This window comes from Vibrio sp. ZOR0018, assembly GCF_963865925.1.
GTDB lineage: Bacteria > Pseudomonadota > Gammaproteobacteria > Enterobacterales > Vibrionaceae > Vibrio > Vibrio anguillarum.
The window spans coordinates 64,464-85,386 of the sequence record NZ_CAWMCN010000073.1 but is presented as its reverse complement, the minus strand read 5'-3'; the positions used below and the strand labels follow the sequence as shown (position 1 = coordinate 85,386).

Below are 20,923 nucleotides of genomic sequence, written 5' to 3'. Positions count from 1 at the left end.
ACTCAATGAAATCATTAAACATAGCCGTACTTTCCTTAGCGATAGGTGGATTACTGGGGTTTAGTATCAATCAATACCTGTCTGGTCATGGTATGGAGGCAATGAACTCAACCAATGCGATGTCTGAACCGCTGTATTGGGTTGCGCCGATGGACCCAAACTATAAACGTGATAAACCGGGCAAGTCACCGATGGGGATGGACCTCATCCCTGTGTACACCGAATCGCCGACGCAAGCACAAGAGAAGAATGGCACGGTGACCATCAGTGCTGCGGTCGAAAATAACTTGGGTGTGAAAACGGAACCCGTGGTGTTTGCGCAGTTATCTCCACGTATTGAGACAGTGGGCTACATTGCATTTGATGACAGTTTATTGTGGCAAACGAATGTTCGCGTTGCCGGTTGGGTTGAAAAACTGAACATTAATGTGGTTGGAGAGCAGGTTCGTAAAGGCGATGTCTTATTTACGCTCTACTCACCGGAGCTGGTTAAAGCGCAGGAGGAGCTGTTAAATGCTCATCGAGCCAGCCGTGAAAGTTTACTGAAAGGCGCAACCGAGCGTTTGGTTTCACTAGGGGTTGATCGTGCACAGATCAGACAGATTATCGCTCGAGGCAAAGCCACTCAATCGATAGAGGTCAAAGCCATTGCTGATGGGGTGATTGCGAGTTTGAATATTCGCGAAGGGGGATACTTATCGCCAGCGCAAGCGGTGATAAGCGCAGGTCCTTTAAACGAAGTGTGGGTCGATGCTGAGGTATTCGAGCGCCAAGCACATTGGATTACGTCGGGTAGTTTAGCGTTAATGACACTGGATGCTATTCCCGGCAAGGAGTGGCAAGGGAAGATAGATTACGTCTATCCCATTTTGGATCCGAAAACCCGAACGCTGCGTATGCGTTTGAAATTTCTCAATCCGAAGGGCGAGTTGAAGCCTAACATGTTCGCCAATATCGCTTTGCAGCCCGTATCGCAACAAGCGGTGCTCACCATTCCTAAATCAGCAGTTATCCATTCGGGCGGCATGACGCGCGTCGTACTTGCTGAAGGAAATGGCAAATACCGTTCAGCAAGGGTTGAAGTTGGCCGCGAAGCAGGCGAGCGCCTTGAAGTTTTACAAGGGTTAACGGAGCAAGACACGGTCGTCACGTCGGCACATTTTCTGTTGGATTCAGAGTCGAGCCAAAGCGCTGATTTATCACGTATTAATGGGGTGGAAGCTGCCAATGAAGCTTGGTTAACGGGAGACATCAGTACGCTTATGGCTGATTTTGGGATGCTCACACTTAACTATAAACCGGTAAGCAAATGGGGCTGGCAAGCGGGGCAGATGAACTTCACGGTTGAGGAGGAGTTTGATCTCAGCTTATTTGCTGAAGGGCAAAGGGTTCGATTTCTAGTGGCAAAGCAGGGTGACGAATATGTACTAAAAGCACTGGAAGCGAGTGAGCAGGCAAGTAGTGAGACGAACATTACCGCCGCAGAAACGTTAGGAGGTCAACAATGATTGGTGCGATTATTCGTTGGTCGATCAATAACCGTTTTTTGGTGTTGGTGGCGGCTCTGTTTCTCACTTTGGGCGGACTTTACAGTGTAAAGAACACACCTGTTGATGCTTTACCGGATCTCTCAGATGTGCAAGTGATCATCAAAACCAGCTATCCCGGCCAAGCGCCGCAGGTAGTGGCAGATCAGGTCACTTACCCGCTCACAACGGCGATGCTTGCCGTTCCGGGGGCAGAAACGGTCCGTGGCTATTCATTCTTCGGTGATTCCTACGTCTACATCATCTTTGATGATAAAACCGATATGTATTGGGCTCGCTCGCGGGTATTGGAATATCTAAGCCAAGTGACGCCAAAACTGCCACCCAATGCCAAACCAACCTTGGGGCCGGATGCGACGGGGGTTGGCTGGATCTACAGTTATGTACTGCAAGATAAAACTGGCCAACACGATCTTGCGCAGCTACGCAGTTTGCAAGATTGGTTTTTGAAGTACGAGCTGCAAACGGTGAATGGCGTCTCCGAAGTGGCTACCGTTGGTGGCATGGTTAAGCAATATCAAGTGCAAATTGATCCGGCAAAGCTACGCGCTTATAACCTGACTTTGCAACAAATCAATGCGGCGATCCAAAATGGTAACCAAGAGTCGGGAGCGTCAGTGATTGAGGTTGCGGAAGCCGAACACATGGTACGCACCAGTGGCTATCTGACCAGTATTGATGACATTAAAGCGCTACCACTGAAAGTGACCGACAAAGGAACGCCATTATTGTTAGGTGATGTGGCGGATATTAACCTTGGCCCACAAATACGTCGTGGTATTTCTGAGTTTAACGGTGAAGGAGAAGCGGTTGGAGGCGTGATCGTGATGCGTTTTGGCGAAAATGCTAGCCAAGTGATTGATGACGTCAAAGCGAAATTGACTGATCTCCAACGCAGCTTACCGGAAGGTGTCGAAATTGTTGCCACTTATGATCGTTCAACCTTGATCAATCAAGCCGTTGAAAACCTTTGGCATAAGCTAGCAGAAGAGTTCATTGTCGTTGCGGTCGTGTGTGCGCTGTTTTTATTCCATATCCGCTCATCATTAGTGATTGCTTTGAGTTTGTCCGTGGGCATTCTATCGGCTTTTATTGTGATGCACTGGCAAGGTATCAATGCCAACATCATGTCACTTGGGGGGATCGCCATTGCTATCGGTGCTATGGTCGACGGGGCGATTGTGATGATCGAAAATGTGCATAAACATATTGAACGCACCCCACTGACCGACAAAAATCGCTGGCAGGTGATTGGCAAAGCCGCTGAAGAAGTCGGTGCGCCACTATTTTTCTCACTACTTATCATTACGTTAAGTTTTGTGCCCGTCTTCGCACTCGAAGGCCAAGAAGGTAAGATGTTCTCGCCATTGGCGTTCACTAAAACCTATGCCATGGCCGCTGCGGCAGGTTTAGCGATCACGCTCGTCCCTGTTCTTATGGGCTATTTTGTGCGTGGCAATATTATTTCCGAGCATAAAAATCCAGTTAATAAGGGGCTTGTAGCACTTTATCGTCCGCTACTCAACCTGAGTTTGCGTTATCCCAAAAGCATGATTGTATTGGCTTTGGCATTAATGGCTTCCGCTTATTACCCAATGAGCAAATTAGGCAGTGAGTTTATTCCGCCATTAGATGAAGGCGATCTCATGTACATGCCGACAACCTATCCGGGGATCTCGATTGGTAAGGCGCGTGAGCTATTGCAGCAAACCAATAAACTCATCAAAACCGTACCAGAGGTCAAAACCGTGTGGGGCAAAATGGGGCGTGCAGAAACCGCAACCGATCCCGCGCCCTTAACCATGATTGAAACGGTGATCCAACTTAAACCTCGCGATCAATGGCGTGAAGGCGTAACCACAGAATTGCTACGCAAGGAGTTTGACAGCTTAGTGCAATTTCCGGGGTTAACCAACGCGTGGGTGATGCCAATCAAAACACGCATCGATATGTTAGCTACAGGGATCAAAACGCCGATTGGTATCAAGATAGCGGGTCCCGATCTCAAACAGATTGAAACCATCGGTGCGCAACTTGAACCTATCCTTAACCGCGTTCAAGGCACGGCATCGGTTTATGCTGAACGTGTGGCTGGTGGACGTTATGTAACGATAGACATCAATCGGTTACAAGCGGCGCGCTATGGGCTAAGCATTAAAGATGTGCAACAAGTGGTTTCAACCGCAGTGGGGGGTATGAATGTAGGGGAAACCATTGAGGGGTTAGAGCGTTACCCGATCAATGTACGTTACCCGCAAGATTACCGTGATTCGGTAGTGAAGCTGCAAAACTTACCTTTGGTGACTCAAAACGGTGCACGTTTGGCCTTGGCCGATGTGGCTGATATTCGCTACGAAGACGGCCCGCCGATGATCAAAACCGAAAACGCACGGCCAAACGGCTGGGTCTTTGTCGATATTGATGGACGCGATCTCGGTTCATATGTGGCAGAGGCGCAACAAGCGGTAGCGGAGCAATTACAGCTGCCAGCGGGATATTCTCTCGTGTGGTCTGGTCAATATGAATACATAGAGCGAGCCAAAGCGCGCTTAAGTGTTGTCGCACCGATCACGATCGCAATCATCATGTTGCTACTCTATTTCAGTTTCCGTCGAATCGGAGAAGTGTTGATCATTATGGCGACATTGCCGCTGGCGATGGTGGGTGGCGTGTGGTTGATGCACTACCTTGGCTACAACTTTTCAATCGCCGTGGGGGTGGGCTTTATTGCACTTTCAGGTGTTGCGGTAGAAATTGGCGTGATCATGCTCGTTTATTTAAACCAAGCTTGGCACTACAAAAAAATTGATGCGCAAGAAAATGGTGCGGTCATTGACAGCCAAGATCTCATCAATGCTATTGGCGAAGGAGCAGGACAGCGCGTGCGCCCAGTCATGATGACGGTACTGACAGTTATTATTGGCCTGATCCCGATTATGTATGGCACGGGAACTGGTTCGGAGGTAATGCAGCGCATTGCCGCCCCCATGATTGGAGGCATGGCTTCAGCACTATTGCTCACATTATTGGTTCTACCTGCGGTATTCAAGTTATGGAAAAACCGTGAAATCGCAACACTCAAATAGCGTGCAGCTGGCAAAGTAAAAGCTAAGCACTAATCGGAAAATAAATAGTAACTGGATGAATTTAAGGAAAATCAAAATGAAAAAAACACTAATCACACTTTCACTAGCGTTATTCACCTCTTCTGTCATGGCTGAAATGGACCATAGCAAAATGGATCATGGCAGCATGGTGATGAAGCAAACAGACACGATGAACATGGCGATGGATGACATGTCAGAAGTCGGCATGCCTGCTAAAGGAGCAAAACCCGATAAAGTGGTGCATGTTTTACTCTCGGATGACATGAAAATCACCTTCAAAAAAGAGGTCAACATCGAACCGAATGACGTGGTGCAATTTGTTGTCATGAACACGGGCAAAATTGACCACGAATTTTCGATTGGTTCAGCCGCCGAGCAGCTAAAACACCGAGAAATGATGCGCCAAATGGGCAATCATAAACACGATGGCGGCAATGCCGTCACCGTGGCACCGGGTAAAGCGAAACAACTGTTATGGCACTTCCATGGTGATAATAATGTTGAGTTTTCCTGCAATATACCCGGCCATGCTGAAGCTGGGATGATTAAGAAAATTCAGCTTCAGTAAAAGTTGTCACGCTAACTCGTTAAAAGAAAAAACCGCCCTTCCAATTTGGCAGGGCGGTTTTTTTGACCATTGATTAATTATTTCAAATCACTAAGCGGTAGCCAGTTTACTTTAACACCCGCTTGTAAAAACATATCTTGGCTGACTTTGATCTTATCACCCCAACGGGATAAGAAGTCTTCTGTTTGCTCTGGGCAGTGCACTGCGGAAATCCCAGTTTGAATGATTTTTGCTGCACAGTTTGGGCAAGGAAAATGTGTCACATAAATTTCGCAACCATCCAAATCACGCTTGGCGAATAGGATAGCATTTTCCTCAGCATGCAGTGTTTTGAGGTATTTCATATCACGATCATCGGTGCCTGCACTGTCTGAAATACCATGTGGGTAACCGTTAAATCCAACCGAAACGATGCGATTTTGCTTAGTGATCACTGCGCCGACTTGCGTGGAGGGATCTTTACTCCAAGAGCCAACAAGTTCTGCCATTTGGTAAAAGCGCTGTGCCCATTTCGAAATCATGTGTTGTTCCTCTGACGATTTTCTTGCATTTCCTCAGTAGCGAGGGAGATATGTGATTAAGATCGACATTAATATCCTAGTTTTCTCACACTTAGTCTAGAGCAATTCTCATTTCTAAACAGAATTCAGCCGTGCCAATCAGTATTAGAGTGAGAGCTCTATCTCATTTCGTGCGAGCATCTTAGCCGAGGTGATAGGCCATTATAGGATTAAGTTTGTGAGAGATCTCTTACACGTATCGTGAGACTTTAACGTTTTGCTATGCAATAAAAAGAGATTGAATTTTTGTAATTATTTGAATTTAAATGATAATTGTCATTTTGTGTCTTTCTGGTAGAGAAAAAACAACAGGTGGGGGATTGCTGAAAAAAGTGAAATCCGTAATCTGAAGTTGTCAGCAGGAAGCGGACACGGAACAGGAAAGACCCAAGGATAGGTCATCTTCAGGACGAAGATTCGATAATTCAGGAAGAATGATCGGCAAGGATAGCGAAGGACATTAGCTGGATGCTGAATAACTAGGATGGTTATCAAGGAAAGTTAATGGACGGTGCAAAGGAAAAGTGCACAAATCTGTCGGGACGACGGAGTTAAGGACACCGCTAGGAAGGCGATGAAAGGGAATGCGCTGAGGGAATCAGCAGACTATCAAGGAATTGATGCAGGGAGCACTTATCAGTAGCTGGATTGCTGCGAGTAAGAACTGGAACCCCACTAAGTGAGACCTTAGTGGGGTTTTCTTTATTTTGGTTACCTAAAAATAATGGCCACCTGAAAATAATAAGTGGTGAGGTTAACATTGCTTCCTGCGGAGTAACTCCAGATAATAGGTGAAAATAATGAAAGGATATGATGATGATTCGCTTAGCCGTTATTGGAACCAACTGGATTACTGACCAATTTATCGAAGGGGCATTAAAAACGGGGGAATTTCAGCTAGTAGCGGTTTATTCCCGTTCGCTGGACAGGGCGAAACAATTTGCCGAAAAATACGATGCTCCTGCTTTGTTTACTGACCTTAAGAGCCTAGGTGAGAGTGACAATGTGGATGCCGTGTACATCGCCAGCCCGAATGTACTGCATGGTCCACAGTCGATTCAAATGATGCAAGCGGGCAAACATGTTATCTGTGAGAAGCCGCTGGCTTCTGATTTCTCATTAGCACAGCAGATGTATCAAGTTGCCAAACAGCATGGCGTAGTATTATTCGAGGCCTTTATAACCCCACATTTGCCCAATTTTTCCGTTCTCAAACAAGAGCTATCGCAGATTGGCGCTATCCGTAAAGCGGTGCTCAGCTACTGCCAGTATTCCTCTCGTTACCCTAAATATCTCAAGGGTGAGATGCCCAATACCTTTTTGCCCGAGTTCTCCAATGGTTCGATCATGGATATTGGTTATTACTGTTTGGGCTCAGCCATTGAACTGTTTGGTGAGCCTAAATCGGTACAAGCCCAAGCGCATTTACTGGAGACGGGGGTTGATGGTAACGGCAGTGTGATCTTAGGATATGACGGTTTTGATGTGCTATTAATGCATTCAAAAACCAGTGACTCCTATTTGCCGAGCGAAATTCAAGGTGAAGAGGCCGCACTGCACGTTGAGATGATCTCTACCTGCAACCGCATCACGAGAATTAACCGTGGTGGTCAAACCCAAGATCTGAGTATTGAGCAACACGCCAACCGCATGTTTTACGAAGCACAAAAATTTGCAGATCAGATACAGAACAAGACAATAGATGAGCAATGCAAATTACGCTCACTCACCGTTTCCAAATTATTGACAGAAATACGCCGCCAAACGGGCGTGATTTTTCCAACCGATAACCTGTAGTTTCATCGCACAGAGAAGAGAGCAAAAATAATGCAAGCTGAAGTAAAGTGGGTCGAAAATTTCAAGTTCTTGGGCCAATCCCAATCTGGTCATTCGGTGGTGATGGATGGCAGTGGTGGTGCAACCGCGCCTAGCCCGATGGAGATGGTTCTTATGGCCGCGGGAGGTTGTAGCTCTGTGGATGTGGTTGATGGCTTAAAATCGGCCAATCAACAGGTCACTGCATGTAACGCCAAATTGACGGCTGAGCGCCGTGAAACCGCACCGCGGATTTTTACGCTAGTCAATATCCATTTCGACGTATCAGGCGTTGATCTTGACCCTAGTGTCGTTGAAAAAGTGACGACCGATTCATTAGAAAAGTACTGTTCTGTCTGCTTAATGTTAGGCAATGGTGTCACAATGACTCACAGTTGGGCGATTGTTTAAGCCAGTCAATCAATAAAACTAGGAAAAAGCAATATGCTCTGATCTTGCCTTTTCCTGTGCGTTACAGGTTGGTTGAAATTAAAGAGGAAAGTGAAACAGTGAGCTTTTCTCTTTTTTCTTTTGTTTATCCAAGTAGTCTAAATAAACTAGATGCATAAGGAGGAACGGCTCATGACCGAAATGGAAAAAATGATGAATGGTATGGTGTTTGACGGTGCAGACCCAGAAATGGAAGCCATTCGTAGCAAAGCAGGACATTTACTGTTGCAGATCAACCAATGCGCCGATGCTACAGCCCGCCATCAATTGCAAACTCAGCTATATCGTCAAATTGGCCAACAAAGTGTGGTGCAGCCTCCTTTCTATTGTGAATTCGGTGAAACAATTTCCATTGGTGATGAAACCTTTATCAACATGAATGTCACTATGCTTGATGGCGCTAAAATCACGATTGGTAATCATGTTTTGATTGGCCCTAACACCCAGTTTTATACACCAGCGCATGCTTTGGATTATCGCAGCCGCCGCTTGTGGGAAACATTTTGTAAGCCGATTACGGTTGAAGATGACGTATGGATTGGTGGCAACGTTGTGATTAATCAAGGAGTCACGATTGGTGCCCGTTCGGTTGTCGCGGCAAATTCAGTGGTCAATCAGGATGTGCCAGCTGATAGCCTAGTCGGAGGCACACCAGCGAGAGTGCTCCGTTCATTAAAAGAAATGAATGGAACATCTGACCTGCATAGTTCAGTTAAGGAAGGGCATCATTGAAGCAGCATAAACATACATTATTTGGTGTTGCGGCTATCTTGCTGTGGAGCTGTCTCATGGGGCTAATCAGAACGGTCACCGAGCAATTTAGCCCAATTGGTGGGGCGGCGCTGATTTACACTGTGAGCTCAGTATTTCTGATGCTTGTCATGGGTGTGCCTAAATTCAAACACTTTTCTCTGCGTTATGTTCTGATCGGTGGCGCGCTTTTTGTGAGCTACGAAATCTGCTTAGCATTAGCGTTAGGTATGGCCAATGATCGCCATCAAGCGCTCGAGATGGCGGTGATTAATTATTTGTGGCCAGCCTTGACGGTGTTGTTTGCGGTATTTCTCAGCCGTAAACCCGTCCATATTCTTGTGTATCCAAGCGTTGCGCTCGCATTTGTCGGGGTTGCTTGGACCATTACTGGTGATAGTGGGTTTTCGGTGATGCAAATATCAGCCAATATTGCGACTAATCCCTTAACCTATAGCATGGCGTTTGGCGGGGCGATTATTTGGGCTGTTTATTGCAATATCACCAAACAATTAGCCAATGGACAAAATGCCATTATCCTGTTCTTTATGGCTACTGCTATCGCCCTCTGGATTAAGTATTTTCTTAGCAGCGAAAGCACTTTAGTGTTTACCGTTCCAGCAATCTTGAATTTAGCGTTAACGGGTGTGGTGATGGGCAGCGGTTATGCACTTTGGAATGTGGCAATCTTGCGTGGCAATATGGTTCTATTGGCGACTCTTTCTTATTTCACGCCAGTGATTTCAACCTTGCTTTCATCGCTAATCTTAGGTGTAGCGCTTGGGCTAAGCTTTTGGCAAGGTGTGATTATGGTAACGATGGGTTCTTTAATTTGTTGGTGGGCGACCAGAGAACGTCAATCGACGGTGCAAGAGAAAATGCCAATAGCCTGACCTGACATCGCAACAGCTTTGCTATGTATAAAAAAAGCCCTCTCGGGAACGAGAGGGCTTTTTCCGTTTAATTGAGACTGATTAACGAGCTACGTTCATGGTTAATTGCAGTACGAATGGCAGCTTTGATAAACGCTTATGTAGCGAGCGACGAGTACTTTCGATATCTTCAAGTGCAATCATTTCATTCTCATCAGGACGAATGTCGACATTGACCCACAGCTCATGACCGACTTTAGTCACCGCAGTTAACTCAATATCTTGCTCTGATTCTTCACCTACGGCAATGACACCTTGATCCACGGTTTTACAAATCTCTTTGCTTGGTGACATCATCAACAATTCACGTGTTGCCGATTTAAGCATGTCATAAGGCACTTTGATAAAGTAAAACGACATTAATAGCATCATGATTGGGTCTGCATAGACGGCATATTTTGCCCAAGGAGACAAGGTCATCAACCAAGCGGCAATGAAACCGACCGTTACCGCGACGCTTAATAGCGTGTCCATTTGCCACTGTTTTACTTCAGCGTCAATCAAACCAGAAGAGTAACGTTTACTCTTGTTGACCATGAACCACCACGCAATCGCACAACCAATCACGTTCACTGTGCCAAAAACAGTGGCGATAGAAGCATCCACTTCTCGACCACCGCTAAACAATGCCATGACAGCCGAGTACAACGAATAACTCACGACTAACAAAATAACGCTGGCTTTGATAGCAATAACCGCAGGTTCTAGCACCGCGCGTCCAAAGGGAAAAGTCGAGTCAGAAGGTTTACGAATGTAGCGTGACGCCACCAGCGACAATAATGTTAACAGCAAACTAACCAGTGAATACACACCGTCAAACACGATAACCAGTGAACCGACAAGCATACCAACCACAAGTCCGCCACCAGCAAAGCCAGAAGCTAAAAGGGCCGAAATCGTCAAAATGCGATTTTCATTATTTCTTGTTCGAGCACACATAAAAGACTACCTGTTGAAAACATGCTGTTATTTTGGCTTAAAGCACGGTTTTGACAATCTCTAAGTGCATTGGTCGTTGGCTTGAATATTGGGAATTAAGTTTATTTTTAATTAAAACAATTGGTTATGAGTTTATTTTCCTGTCAGGATAATTGACGCTGACTGTCTTCGCTTTAGATTGTTTGAAATGTGGGCATCTTGGAAACTAAACAACGAAAATTAAAAATCAAACAAATAGTCACGCAACTTATCGGCTAACCAGTTCATGCCAGGGTGTTCGGCCATGCCCGTGGCCGTAAACATGCAGTAATCTTCTTGAGTGAGACCGTAGGTGTGCTTAATCACCGTTAGTTTTTGTTCACGTAGGAAGTGGCGAATTAAAGGTTCTGGCAATACGCCCCATGCATTCTCAGTCAAGATAGTATTGAGCATGTAATCGAAACTGGAGAAGCCAATGTAGCGACGAGAGAAAGGTTGTAATTCGGGGTTATCTTTTTCGTTTAAATAGACCATCACGGCTTGCATTGCTCTGCGCAGTTCTTCGTCGGTGACTCGCGAAATTTTAGTTAGCGGGTGGTCACTTTTGCACACCGACATCATCCGGATTTTACCCAAAGGTTGATAAGTGATCCGCGGGTCGTTGATTCTTTCATAATCGACGCCAAAAGCAAAATCGACTTGATGAGTGGCAATCAAGTTGGCTAAGTCGCCGCTTGAAGCCAATACAAGGTTAAACGAGGTCGCGGGAAAACGATTATTCAGCTGGTGTGCAAAATCTTGCCACAAGGCATCAGGAAGAGAATCATCACGGGCAATCCACATCTCGGCGTTGAAGCCCCGTGATATTTGCGTACAGGTGTGTTTTATTCGCGCAATGGTCACCAAAACACTTTCACAATCTTTATAAATTGCTTTCCCCGCTTCAGATAAAGTCAGGTTGTTGCCGGTGCGCACAAAAAGAGCGGTATCGAGCTCTTTCTCCAACGCTTTAATCGCCATACTGAGTTTGGTTCGGTTACATTCTAATTGTCGCGCCGCTTCGGAGACTGAGCCAGTGTCCGCGACAGAGAAAAATGCTTCAATTTGAGAAAGGTTCATAACGTTCTCTAAGGCACAATAATGGGTTGATCATAAACAATTTTAGTACCCCTGCCTATCTGATGTTCTTCTACCAACTGACGGTTTTCTCGCCAATCAAAGCCAGTTCATCATTTCTTAGTCAAGATTGAGCTGTAACTCTATGAACGTAACACAGTTTTGGTTTATTCTTGGGAAAATTTCCCCAATACAAGAAGTAACACGGAGGCCATGATGGCGAACGAATGGGATGAGTGTGCGGCTCAGTGGGAGCAGGACGAATCCACAACGCTTTTTGCTCAAAATGTGTTTCAGCAATTGCAGAAACGGGTCACTCTCGAAGGTAAACATGTTCTTGATTTCGGGTGTGGTACGGGTTTGCTGAGCCAAATGATGTCTCGCCATGCCAGAGATATTGTCGCGCTCGATGGCTCTGAAGCCATGATTGAAGAGTTGGATAAAAAAGAGTTGGCCAACGTTGAACCCGTGGTGGATTTTCTGACCCGTGGTCTAGTCGCGCAACATCCGGCCTTTCGCAAACAATTCGATCTTGTTGTGGCGTCATCTGTGTGCGCGTTTGTGCCGAATCTTAATGAAGTATTTACCATCATTCATTCTCTATTAGATGAGCATGGCGTTTTTATTCATTGGGACTGGTTGGTTGAAGAAGATGATCCTGACTATGGTCTTAGCCAAAACCAAATTGAGACACAACTGAAAAGCGCAGGTTTTAGCCAAGTGGAAACCGCAGTTGCGTTTGAGATTAAAAATTCAAAAGGTCTAGCGCCAGTAGTGATGGGCATTGGTAGGAAATAACATCATAAAGTCGATGGTTTTCCAGATTGAGAATGGCTTATTTACATTATTTCACTGTTCTATAATGACCAACTTGCGTAAGCTCTAGCTTGTTGATAAGTGTCATGATAGTCACTCCCTAGAAGACTATAAGGCATTGATCACGAATAATTCTGTTTGTTGACTGATAACTCATGGCTAGGGTTAAGCAAAAATAAAAGCACATCAGAAGATAAATAAAGAAGGCCAGCGCAAAATAGTGCTGGCCTTCTTTATTTTAAGCATTGAGCTACTTTATTTTGAGCATTGAGCTAAATTTTCAATGTTGATTCACAAACATCTGTGTGGTTTTTTGAGTTGATCACACAACCATTTCAAAGCTTGGTCGTTCATACTGGGCTTGTTCCACACTAAGCTGTAAGCCACTTTCCCATAATTGAAAGGTAACGGTTTGATGAGCAACTCCCTAGCTTGCATCGCTTGTTCCGCCCAGCGTTTGGAGCAAGTAAAGAGAGAGTCAGTATGCTTGCATAAGATGGCGGCCGCACCAAAGTCAGCAACAACAACCGGAACATGACGAGCTCGATGAGATTGAGCCAAACTCTGTTCAAAAAAAGGTTCAGCCAGCTCTTTATCCATAATGCCGATATGCGATTGAGCAAGGTAGTGATCGATAGTGAGTACTTCATTGGCTAAAGCATGATCACTACGCATTAAGCAGACCATTTCATCGTGAGCAATCACTTCCCACACGAGTTCTTTATCTCGCGTTGGGGGCTGGCTGATATCGTGTGGTAAAATGACGAAATCAATCAGCCCGCTTTGCAGGGCGTCGAAGCCATAGTGATCTTTCGAGTAGATAGTAAAGGAAGCTTGCGGTGCATGATTTTTTATTACGTTTGTCAAAATAGGAGCAAACAACTCAAAGGCACTTTCTCGCATCGCAAGGCGGTATTTCCCCTGATAATGTTGAGGTTCGAAATTTGAGTGATGCAGCAATCCATTCATGCTAGAGAGGATTGAATGGACAGTGGGGCCCATTTGTAGCGCGAAAGGGGTAGGTATCAAATGTGTACCGTCACGATAAAATAGTTCATCTTCCAAGAGAATGCGCAATTGCGACAAGTTTTTACTGATGCTTGAAGGGCTAATGCAGAGCTGGGCCGCTGTTTGCGTGACGCTGCGGGTACTGAGCATGACGTGTAGCGCTGTTAGGTGTTTTAAACTGATTCTTGAAAGGTGAATATAATCCATAAATAAAGGCGGTTCCTCCAAACTTTTTCAAAAGCATATCACTGACATACTGACAAATTACACGAAAAGATGCGGGTTATTTGACAGGCTGCCGAAATATTTACCGCTGTGCCTACATCAACTTCCATCGCCTTTATTTCAAGAATAATGTTTATGTAAACAGCGCGTGGATTTCTTCTAATACATGAGGATTGGCAATTGCACCTAAGTTTTTGACTGTCTCGCCATGCAGTACTTGCTTCACCGCGAGTTCTACTAGTTTTCCTGATTTGGTGCGCGGGACATCACTGATGGAATGGATCTGCGCAGGAACATGACGAGGGGAGCAGTTTTCTCTTAGGCGCTGTTTGATGGTGTTCACCAGTAGGGTGTTGAGTTCGCAATGTGGAGCCAGTTGTACAAAAAGGATGATCTGCTCATCATTATCGATTTTCTGACCCACTGCGACCGAATCTTGTATTTCAGGCAAGCTATTCACTTGCTGATAAATTTCCGCCGTGCCGATACGCACGCCTCCGGGATTTAAGGTGGTGTCACTGCGCCCATAAAAACGTATTCCCCCATTGTCGGTCCACTCAACTTCATCACCGTGGTGCCATACACCAGAGAACTTGCTCCAATACGCATTGTGATAACGTTGGCCATCGTCATGCCAAAACCCGATGGGTTGATTAGGGAAACTGTTGCAGCAGACTAACTCTCCCCGTTGTTGTATCACGGGTTGGCCAAGGTCGTTAAATACGGCGACATCAAGTCCTAAGCCTGCGCCTTGGCATTCTCCTCGATACACCGGCGATATGGGGTTGCCAAGCACGAAGCAGCCACAAATATCGGTTCCACCCGAGATAGAGGCGAGGTGTAAGTCCGCTTTTATGTTGGCGTATACATAATCAAACTGTTTTGGGTACAAAACCGAACCTGTTGAACATAATGTTTTCAGTGAGGAGAGATGGTAGTAATCGCTCGGTGAATACGCGGTTTTTTGCAGTGCCTCTAAATATTTGGCCGATGTACCGAACAAAGTGATGTTGGCTTCTTCTGCCAAATCCCACAATACACCCGGTTGCGGATACATTGGGCTACCATCATAAATAACTAACGTAGCACCGCTAGCGAGCGCCGAAACATGCCAGTTCCACATCATCCACCCACAAGTGGTGTAATAAAACACACGATCGCCCGGTTGAATATCACAGTGTAATTGATGCTCTTTGAGATGATTTAAAATCGTACCGCCAACCGAATGGGCGATGCATTTGGGTTTACCTGTCGTACCTGATGAGTACAAGATAAACAGTGGGTCATTGAAGCCAATGCGTTCATAGCGTAGCCCACGTGGAAGGTAACTTGCGAGAATCGCATTCCAATCAGAAAAAGCGTCGTTAAAATCAGCCGTGAGTGAGCGTTGCTGTAAATATTCGATCTGACAAATGTTGTGTAGGCTCGAAATAGCATCGGCAATCTGACCGTTTTTTTCTTCCATGAGATGGGTTTTGCCATTAAACGTATACCCATTGCAGCAGAATAAAATTTTGGGTTGTACTTGGCCGAAACGTTCTACTACGCTGTCGACACCGAAATCAGGAGAGGTTGATGTCCAAACGGCTCCTAAGCTAGTAGTCGCTAACATAGCCACTAAAGTTTCGGTCATATAGGGTAAGTAACCGGCGACAACATCACCTTTTTCAACTCCATTTTGTTTTAACCACTGCTGGATAATAGAAACCTGATCACTGAGTTGCTGCCATGTTAGCTTCTTGTTTTGCCCATTTTCATTTTTAAACCAAACGGCAATGCCTTCCGGTTGTTGAAACGCATAAGAGAGCAGATTTTCCGCGTAGTTCAATTGTGCTTGGGGAAACCAAATTGTGTCTCTGGCGGCGGTGAAGTCGTCCCATCTCGCAATCCCCTCACCGTAAATGCAGTTACCACGAAAGCCGATCACATCGCAAAATTGCCACACTTCTAACCAAAATTGTTTTCTCTCGGCAACGGACCAGAGATGCAGTTGTGAGTAGCTTTCTATCGCCTCACCTTGCATATTAATGTGCTCAATAAACTGGTTTAAATTGGACGCTTTGATGCGGTCTTGGCTAGGGACCCAAAGCGGTGTGTGCGGCGTCAAATTTTCTTCAAACATAATCGCGTTCCCTACAACCCTACAAGTGGGTATATATCCGTTTATTTTCTGATCTGTTGGCACTGTTTAGTGTTGTCGGCGAACGCCGTAAAGTCAAACGGGTTGGCCATAATCATATCCCTGATATCTAAGTAAAAAAACCATAAATGTAAAATATTTGTTACGCGTGAGCGTCGTCAGATGTCGAGCCTAAGATTGGCAGACTTTTCACGAGGCGATAGGCTTAATGCAATCGGTTTGTTAAAAGGTTGTGGTATGACGCAGTATCATTCTAAGCCATTAAATAGCAAAGGTTTCATTGACTGGAGTAACGAAGAGGATCGGATTTGGTATGATCTGATCGCACGTCAAGAGACAGTCGTTGAGCAGCGAGCATGCCAAGCCTATTTGGATGGGTTAGCGATGCTGCAACTCTCTAAAGATCAGGTTCCTCAGTTGCCCGATATCAACCGTATTTTGCAACGTGAAACCGGATGGCAAGTCGAGCCGGTGCCCGCTTTAATTAATTTCGATCGATTTTTCGCCTTATTGGCAGAGAAAAAATTTCCAGTTGCCACGTTTTTGCGTAGCCGTGAAGAGTTTGACTATTTGCAAGAACCGGATTTTTTTCATGAGATTTTTGGTCATTGCGCGATGCTTACTCATCCTGATTTTGCATCATTTACTCAGGTTTACGGCAAGCTTGGGGCTAACGCGAGCCCAAAACAGAGAGCTTATTTGGCGCGGCTCTATTGGTTTACGGTCGAATTTGGTTTAGTGCAAGAAAGTGACGGTGTAAAAATTTATGGCGGAGGTATTTTATCCTCCCCCGCTGAAACCGTGTATAGCCTTGATAATCAAACGACCATACGTGAAAAATTTGACATCCAACAAGTGCTGAGAACGCCATATCGTATTGATATCATGCAACCCATTTACTATGTGTTGGATGATCTACGAGATCTGTACCATTTGAGCCAAGAAAATCTTGTACAGCAGGTAGAAAGTGCCATGCAGGCAGGCTTGTTGGCCCCCTTATTTCAACCCAAGGAAGAGACCCATGCTTGAAGAATTACGTTGTGAAGCTTGTAGCCTTGATGCGCTAGCATTATCGATCCCCGAGCAGCAGCAACTGCTCACTGAACTTGAAGGGTGGTCTATTGTTGTACGTGGTGGCATCCCCCAGTTGGAAAAAGTGTATGTGTTCAAAAACTTCAAGTTGGCGTGGGCATTTTCTAACCAAGTTGCTCAATTAGCTGAAGCGGAATTCCACCACCCCAGTTTGTTATTAGAGTGGGGCAAAGTGACCGTGACTTGGTGGAGCCATTCCATCAAAGGATTGCACAAAAATGATTTTATCTGCGCCGCAAAATGTGATGGATTAATCGATTAAAACTAATACTATCAATGTTTTAGTTTTAGATCTCGACCTGATGGTTATTTTCCCGTCGTTGTGCACTTGAAGTTGCAGCAGTGCTGGCTACGTTTGCTCACCCCAGCATAGAGTTTACTTGTGCTCATGGGGATGAGCTCACTTACCGCCTACCTGTAACTTCAACAAGTTGTTTGGATGTATCCGGTCGTTTTTCTACGCAAAAGCCAAACCGTGACCTACACTTTGAAAAGCTCATAATACAAATTTCATATAAACCCAGTGGCTGGGGGCGACGATGGCTTTACAAAAAGTTGTTCATTTCTATGCGTAGGGTTTGACTATGAAAATATCAACGAAAATCATTGCGGCATGTACTATCTTGTGTTCAGTTGGCGTGGTAATCAGCGGTGGTTTTGTTGGGTGGCGAGCATCAGAGCTCTCAAGCCAAGCACTTTATGACCGAGCCGCAAATCAACTTACCTCCGTACGCGAAATCAAAAAGAGTGAAATAACTAACTATTTCAAACAGATCCGTCTGCAAATTGAGACCTTGTCTTCCGAGGTATCGACTCAAGAAGCAATGGATTCTTTTACTCGTTCGTTCTCTCGTTATCCTGCCCACCGTATAACGCCCCAAGATATGGATGCGCTAGGACGGTATTATCGTGATCAGTTTGGTCGTACTTACCGTCAGGAAAACAGTGGCAGTCAGCCAAATGAACTTGGTGCGTTTGCACAGCTTTCAGAGCAGGGAAAAGCACTGCAGGCTCGCTACATCGGCGTAAACCCTAACGAGCTTGGATCCAAACATCACTTGGATTTTGATTCATTGGGCAGCAGCTATGATGAAGCTCACCGGCGTTATCACGCATCAAGACCGACGCGGTACGACAGGCATTGGCGGGTGGACAAGGCCTAGAAACCATCAAAGACTATCGCAATGTTGAAGTACTTTCGGCCTACGCACCTCTGGATGTTTTGGGACAAAAATGGGCCATATTAACTGAAATCGATCAATCTGAGGCGTTACGAGATGTCTCGACTTTAGAGCGTTCAGTATTGCAGACGGTGTTTATTAGTATTGCTGTTCTTGTGGTGCTTTCACTCTTTATTTCTTACATCGTAGGAAGTGGTATATCCAAACCTATCCGCAGTGCGTCGTTAGAGCTACATCGGATTAATCAGGAGAATGATTTAACCTCGCGTTTAAGTGAAAAGGGTAAGGATGAAATGGCGGAAGTTGCGGTCGCCTTTAACCAGCTATTTAGCAGCTTACAGAAAACCATTGAGCAGTTTGCGCGGGCGACGGAGTCACTCAACGGCAGCACTCATCGTATGTCTTCCAATATGGAGAGTACGCGAGGCGCCGTTGCCGAGCAGAGTATGAGAACAGAATCGGTCGCGGCGGCGGTAAATCAAATGAGTGCTTCAATTGGCGAGGTAGCGCAGTTTGCTAGCCGAGCTGCCGATTATGTGAAATCAGCTAATGATACAGGGTCACAAAGTGTCGACGTCGGGGAAGCGTTGGGAAATGAAATCAGTTTGTTGAGCGATGAGATGAGGATGGCGGTGGAAGCTATTGAGCGGCTCCATAGTGAAAGTAATTCTATTGCTGAAGTGCTTGATGTTATCCAAGGTATCGCCGAGCAGACCAACTTACTGGCCCTTAATGCGGCGATTGAAGCAGCACGTGCTGGTGAGCAGGGGCGTGGTTTTGCGGTCGTTGCCGATGAAGTGCGATCATTAGCAGGGCGCACGCAGACTTCTACTGAAGAGATCCGTAAAAAAATCGATTCGCTACAACATGAAATAAACAGTGTGTCGCAGGGAATTGAAAAGGCCAATAAAACCGTGGTGAAAGGGGTTGAAACCTGCCATTTGAATACGGATATGCTTGCTCAAATCATGTCAATGTTAACCGAACTGAATGACATGAATGTGCAAATTGCTGCCGCGACAGAAGAGCAAAAATCAGTAACGGATGAAATCAGCAGCAGTATTACTTCGATTGCCGATGCTTCACTGTCGGTTTCTGGGCAGGTGAATGATGTTGATGGGGTGCTTACCGACCTTTCTGGGCAAGCAGAGACACTAAATAGTGAGATTGCTCAGTTCAAATATAAGGCGTAACGCTAAGACATTTCCTACTTAATCAGCAACTGTGTTGGTTACGTTCGCTCCAAGCATAGAGTTATACTCAGTTTAACTATGCTTGGAGCGTTGAAGGCTCTGTCTCGTTGACCAAGTTCTTGATCCAACGTTTGGAATGGATCCGTTGTGTTGTAAGGATAATTTTGACGGCCTCTTCAAGCATAATAACCATCATAACCCAATGCAAAGGCCAGCCAAGAACCAACCCTGTGTAATAAGCCAACGGAATGCCAATCGCCCATTGGCCAAATAAGTCAATGAAGATACTGTAGTTAATATCGCCGCCACTTTTTAACACGCCACCGATACCGACCATATTAAATACCCGTAGTACCATCCCAAACGCCATTACTAAGCAAACATTCACGGCCATTTGTATATCATGCAGTGGACTTTTTTCGATCAAAGCGTAAATCCAAGGTTCAGCCAAAAAGCAGAACAATGCCAGCAGCAACGCCAGCCCGCAGCTAGTAAGTACATACCACCAAGAAGTCTGCGCGGCACGTTCGTAACGCTGTGCACCAATTTCATGTCCAAGCAAGATAGAGGCGGCCACGGCAAATCCAAGAAAGGCGGAAATGAGTACACTTTCAATGGGGGAAAGCAGTGAGATAATCGCAAGTTCAGAAACGCCCAACTGGCCGACAATAACGTTGTAAATCAAAATGCCAGCCGCCCATGCTGAATCGTGAATAATCATTGGCCTTGCAACTTTAAAATAGCGCTGTCTATGGTGTTTCATTTTTGCTTGCTGCCAGTTTTCGCGATTGGGCAATAGATGAGCGTAATGCCGCTTTACTTGCCAAAAAAGCAGCATGGTTTGACAGCCGCGTGAGATGCTTGTGCCAATCGCTGCACCCACAACCCCTAATTCTGGAAAGCCGAACAGGCCAAAAATGAGTAAAGCGTTTAAGACAGCGTTAATAATGATGGCCAGAATGCTTACTTGAGTTGGCAACTTTGCCACGCCGACAGAACGTAGAGCGCTCTCTAGTGGCACTACTAATGCGGTACAAAATAAGCTAAGTGCTGTGATCCATAAATAATCCGTGGCTAGTGTGACGTATTGAGCATCATTGGCCACTAAAGAAACAACAGACTGAGGTATCCACAAATAGAGCAGCATAAAGGGGAGCGTAAACAGCAGAGCCACTATCCAAGACTGAGCCAATGTCCGTTTTATACCCTCGATGTTACCTGCACCAAAATATTGCGAAGCTAACACGCTTACTGCACCGCTAGCGCCAACAATAACGATGAGATTAAAGAAAAATATTCGGTTGCCAACACCAACGGCCGCCGTAGCGGATTCACCTAATTGGCTGACCATAAAAATATCCACTACACCTAACAGTGAAAACAGCATTGACTGGAGGGATACTGGTACACCAATATCGATCAATTTGCGCCAAAATTGACGGTCTAGCTGATGAAAGGGAGTCATTAACATGGTGCATTACCTCATTTTGATATGCGGCAAGTGT

16 protein-coding genes and 1 pseudogene are annotated in these 20,923 nt (G+C 45.6%); 11 read left to right on the top strand and 6 right to left on the bottom strand.

The window, feature by feature from the left end:
- Positions 1-5: 5 nt before the first annotated feature.
- From AACR75_RS03215 to copI, 3 genes are all read left to right on the top strand, one after another.
- On the top strand, positions 6-1,508 hold the full coding sequence (locus AACR75_RS03215; RefSeq protein WP_047688698.1) for an efflux RND transporter periplasmic adaptor subunit: 1,503 nt from the start codon (positions 6-8) through the stop codon (positions 1,506-1,508).
- Positions 1,505-4,633 carry an efflux RND transporter permease subunit gene (locus AACR75_RS03210; protein WP_047688695.1) on the top strand — a complete coding sequence of 1,043 codons (3,129 nt, stop codon included), beginning with the start codon at positions 1,505-1,507 and terminating at the stop codon, positions 4,631-4,633. Before AACR75_RS03215 ends, AACR75_RS03210 begins: the two co-directional genes overlap by 4 nt.
- Positions 4,634-4,709: 76 nt before the next feature.
- The gene (copI, locus tag AACR75_RS03205; protein WP_331415613.1) at positions 4,710-5,222 is read left to right on the top strand and encodes a copper-resistant cuproprotein CopI; all 513 of its coding nucleotides are present in this window, start codon (positions 4,710-4,712) and stop codon (positions 5,220-5,222) included.
- Positions 5,223-5,299: 77 nt separating this feature from the next.
- Here the strand turns inward: copI and AACR75_RS03200 are convergent, their stop codons facing one another.
- Positions 5,300-5,743, bottom strand: a complete 444-nt coding sequence (locus AACR75_RS03200; protein ID WP_010319355.1) for a dCMP deaminase family protein — start codon at positions 5,741-5,743, stop codon at positions 5,300-5,302.
- 849 nt (positions 5,744-6,592) lie between these two features.
- Between AACR75_RS03200 and AACR75_RS03195 the strand changes: the two genes are divergently transcribed.
- The 4 genes from AACR75_RS03195 (at position 6,593) to yddG (ending at position 9,690) form a co-directional block, all read left to right on the top strand.
- The gene (locus tag AACR75_RS03195) at positions 6,593-7,579 is read left to right on the top strand and encodes a Gfo/Idh/MocA family protein (RefSeq protein WP_013868419.1); all 987 of its coding nucleotides are present in this window, start codon (positions 6,593-6,595) and stop codon (positions 7,577-7,579) included.
- A 30-nt stretch (positions 7,580-7,609) separates the two neighbouring features.
- On the top strand, positions 7,610-8,008 hold the full coding sequence (locus AACR75_RS03190; protein WP_047688690.1) for an OsmC family protein: 399 nt from the start codon (positions 7,610-7,612) through the stop codon (positions 8,006-8,008).
- Positions 8,009-8,179: 171 nt separating this feature from the next.
- Positions 8,180-8,779, top strand: a complete 600-nt coding sequence (locus tag AACR75_RS03185) for a sugar O-acetyltransferase (protein ID WP_026028176.1) — start codon at positions 8,180-8,182, stop codon at positions 8,777-8,779.
- Positions 8,776-9,690 carry an aromatic amino acid DMT transporter YddG gene (yddG, locus tag AACR75_RS03180; protein ID WP_047688687.1) on the top strand — a complete coding sequence of 305 codons (915 nt, stop codon included), beginning with the start codon at positions 8,776-8,778 and terminating at the stop codon, positions 9,688-9,690. Before AACR75_RS03185 ends, yddG begins: the two co-directional genes overlap by 4 nt.
- An 81-nt stretch (positions 9,691-9,771) precedes the next feature.
- Here yddG and AACR75_RS03175 read toward each other — a convergent pair whose 3' ends face one another.
- Positions 9,772-10,668 carry a cation diffusion facilitator family transporter gene (locus AACR75_RS03175; RefSeq protein ID WP_017043151.1) on the bottom strand — a complete coding sequence of 299 codons (897 nt, stop codon included), beginning with the start codon at positions 10,666-10,668 and terminating at the stop codon, positions 9,772-9,774.
- Between the two features lie 219 nt (positions 10,669-10,887).
- Complete coding sequence (locus tag AACR75_RS03170) at positions 10,888-11,766, bottom strand: LysR family transcriptional regulator (protein ID WP_010319645.1); 879 nt, start codon at positions 11,764-11,766, stop codon at positions 10,888-10,890.
- A gap of 213 nt (positions 11,767-11,979) precedes the next feature.
- On the opposite strand from AACR75_RS03170, the gene AACR75_RS03165 reads away from it, so the two are divergent.
- The gene (locus tag AACR75_RS03165; RefSeq protein WP_047688686.1) at positions 11,980-12,561 is read left to right on the top strand and encodes a class I SAM-dependent DNA methyltransferase; all 582 of its coding nucleotides are present in this window, start codon (positions 11,980-11,982) and stop codon (positions 12,559-12,561) included.
- A 309-nt stretch (positions 12,562-12,870) separates the two neighbouring features.
- On the opposite strand, the gene AACR75_RS03160 is transcribed toward AACR75_RS03165, so the two are convergent.
- Entirely contained in the window at positions 12,871-13,794 is a 924-nt protein-coding gene (locus AACR75_RS03160; RefSeq protein ID WP_052190330.1) for a LysR family transcriptional regulator, read from the bottom strand.
- A 151-nt stretch (positions 13,795-13,945) separates the two neighbouring features.
- Positions 13,946-15,919, bottom strand: coding sequence for an acetoacetate--CoA ligase (locus tag AACR75_RS03155; protein ID WP_047688839.1), 1,974 nt, complete (start codon positions 15,917-15,919; stop codon positions 13,946-13,948).
- A gap of 270 nt (positions 15,920-16,189) precedes the next feature.
- Between AACR75_RS03155 and phhA the strand changes: the two genes are divergently transcribed.
- The 3 genes and pseudogenes from phhA (at position 16,190) to AACR75_RS03140 (ending at position 19,418) form a co-directional block, all read left to right on the top strand.
- Positions 16,190-16,981, top strand: a complete 792-nt coding sequence (gene phhA / locus AACR75_RS03150) for a phenylalanine 4-monooxygenase (protein WP_047688682.1) — start codon at positions 16,190-16,192, stop codon at positions 16,979-16,981.
- Positions 16,974-17,306 carry a 4a-hydroxytetrahydrobiopterin dehydratase gene (locus AACR75_RS03145; protein WP_047688679.1) on the top strand — a complete coding sequence of 111 codons (333 nt, stop codon included), beginning with the start codon at positions 16,974-16,976 and terminating at the stop codon, positions 17,304-17,306. Before phhA ends, AACR75_RS03145 begins: the two co-directional genes overlap by 8 nt.
- 322 nt (positions 17,307-17,628) lie before the next feature.
- Positions 17,629-19,418, top strand: a pseudogene (locus tag AACR75_RS03140) (methyl-accepting chemotaxis protein).
- 76 nt (positions 19,419-19,494) lie between these two features.
- On the opposite strand, the gene AACR75_RS03135 reads toward AACR75_RS03140, so the two are convergent.
- Positions 19,495-20,889 (bottom strand): MATE family efflux transporter, encoded by a 1,395-nt coding sequence (locus AACR75_RS03135; RefSeq protein ID WP_047688677.1) that lies wholly within the window; start codon positions 20,887-20,889, stop codon positions 19,495-19,497.
- Positions 20,890-20,923 lie beyond the last annotated feature (34 nt).

Excerpts from the sequence above, each read along its gene's own strand:
- AACR75_RS03215 (WP_047688698.1), top strand. The coding sequence starts at position 6 with ATGAAATCATTAAACATAGCCGTACTTTCCTTAGCGATAGGTGGATTA.
- AACR75_RS03210 (WP_047688695.1), top strand. The coding sequence starts at position 1,505 with ATGATTGGTGCGATTATTCGTTGGTCGATCAATAACCGTTTTTTGGTG.
- copI (WP_331415613.1), top strand. The coding sequence starts at position 4,710 with ATGAAAAAAACACTAATCACACTTTCACTAGCGTTATTCACCTCTTCT.
- AACR75_RS03200 (WP_010319355.1), bottom strand. The coding sequence starts at position 5,743 with ATGATTTCGAAATGGGCACAGCGCTTTTACCAAATGGCAGAACTTGTT.
- AACR75_RS03195 (WP_013868419.1), top strand. The coding sequence starts at position 6,593 with ATGATGATGATTCGCTTAGCCGTTATTGGAACCAACTGGATTACTGAC.
- AACR75_RS03190 (WP_047688690.1), top strand. The coding sequence starts at position 7,610 with ATGCAAGCTGAAGTAAAGTGGGTCGAAAATTTCAAGTTCTTGGGCCAA.
- AACR75_RS03185 (WP_026028176.1), top strand. The coding sequence starts at position 8,180 with ATGACCGAAATGGAAAAAATGATGAATGGTATGGTGTTTGACGGTGCA.
- AACR75_RS03175 (WP_017043151.1), bottom strand. The coding sequence starts at position 10,668 with ATGTGTGCTCGAACAAGAAATAATGAAAATCGCATTTTGACGATTTCG.
- AACR75_RS03170 (WP_010319645.1), bottom strand. The coding sequence starts at position 11,766 with ATGAACCTTTCTCAAATTGAAGCATTTTTCTCTGTCGCGGACACTGGC.
- AACR75_RS03165 (WP_047688686.1), top strand. The coding sequence starts at position 11,980 with ATGGCGAACGAATGGGATGAGTGTGCGGCTCAGTGGGAGCAGGACGAA.
- AACR75_RS03160 (WP_052190330.1), bottom strand. The coding sequence starts at position 13,794 with ATGGATTATATTCACCTTTCAAGAATCAGTTTAAAACACCTAACAGCG.
- phhA (WP_047688682.1), top strand. The coding sequence starts at position 16,190 with ATGACGCAGTATCATTCTAAGCCATTAAATAGCAAAGGTTTCATTGAC.
- AACR75_RS03145 (WP_047688679.1), top strand. The coding sequence starts at position 16,974 with ATGCTTGAAGAATTACGTTGTGAAGCTTGTAGCCTTGATGCGCTAGCA.
- AACR75_RS03135 (WP_047688677.1), bottom strand. The coding sequence starts at position 20,889 with ATGTTAATGACTCCCTTTCATCAGCTAGACCGTCAATTTTGGCGCAAA.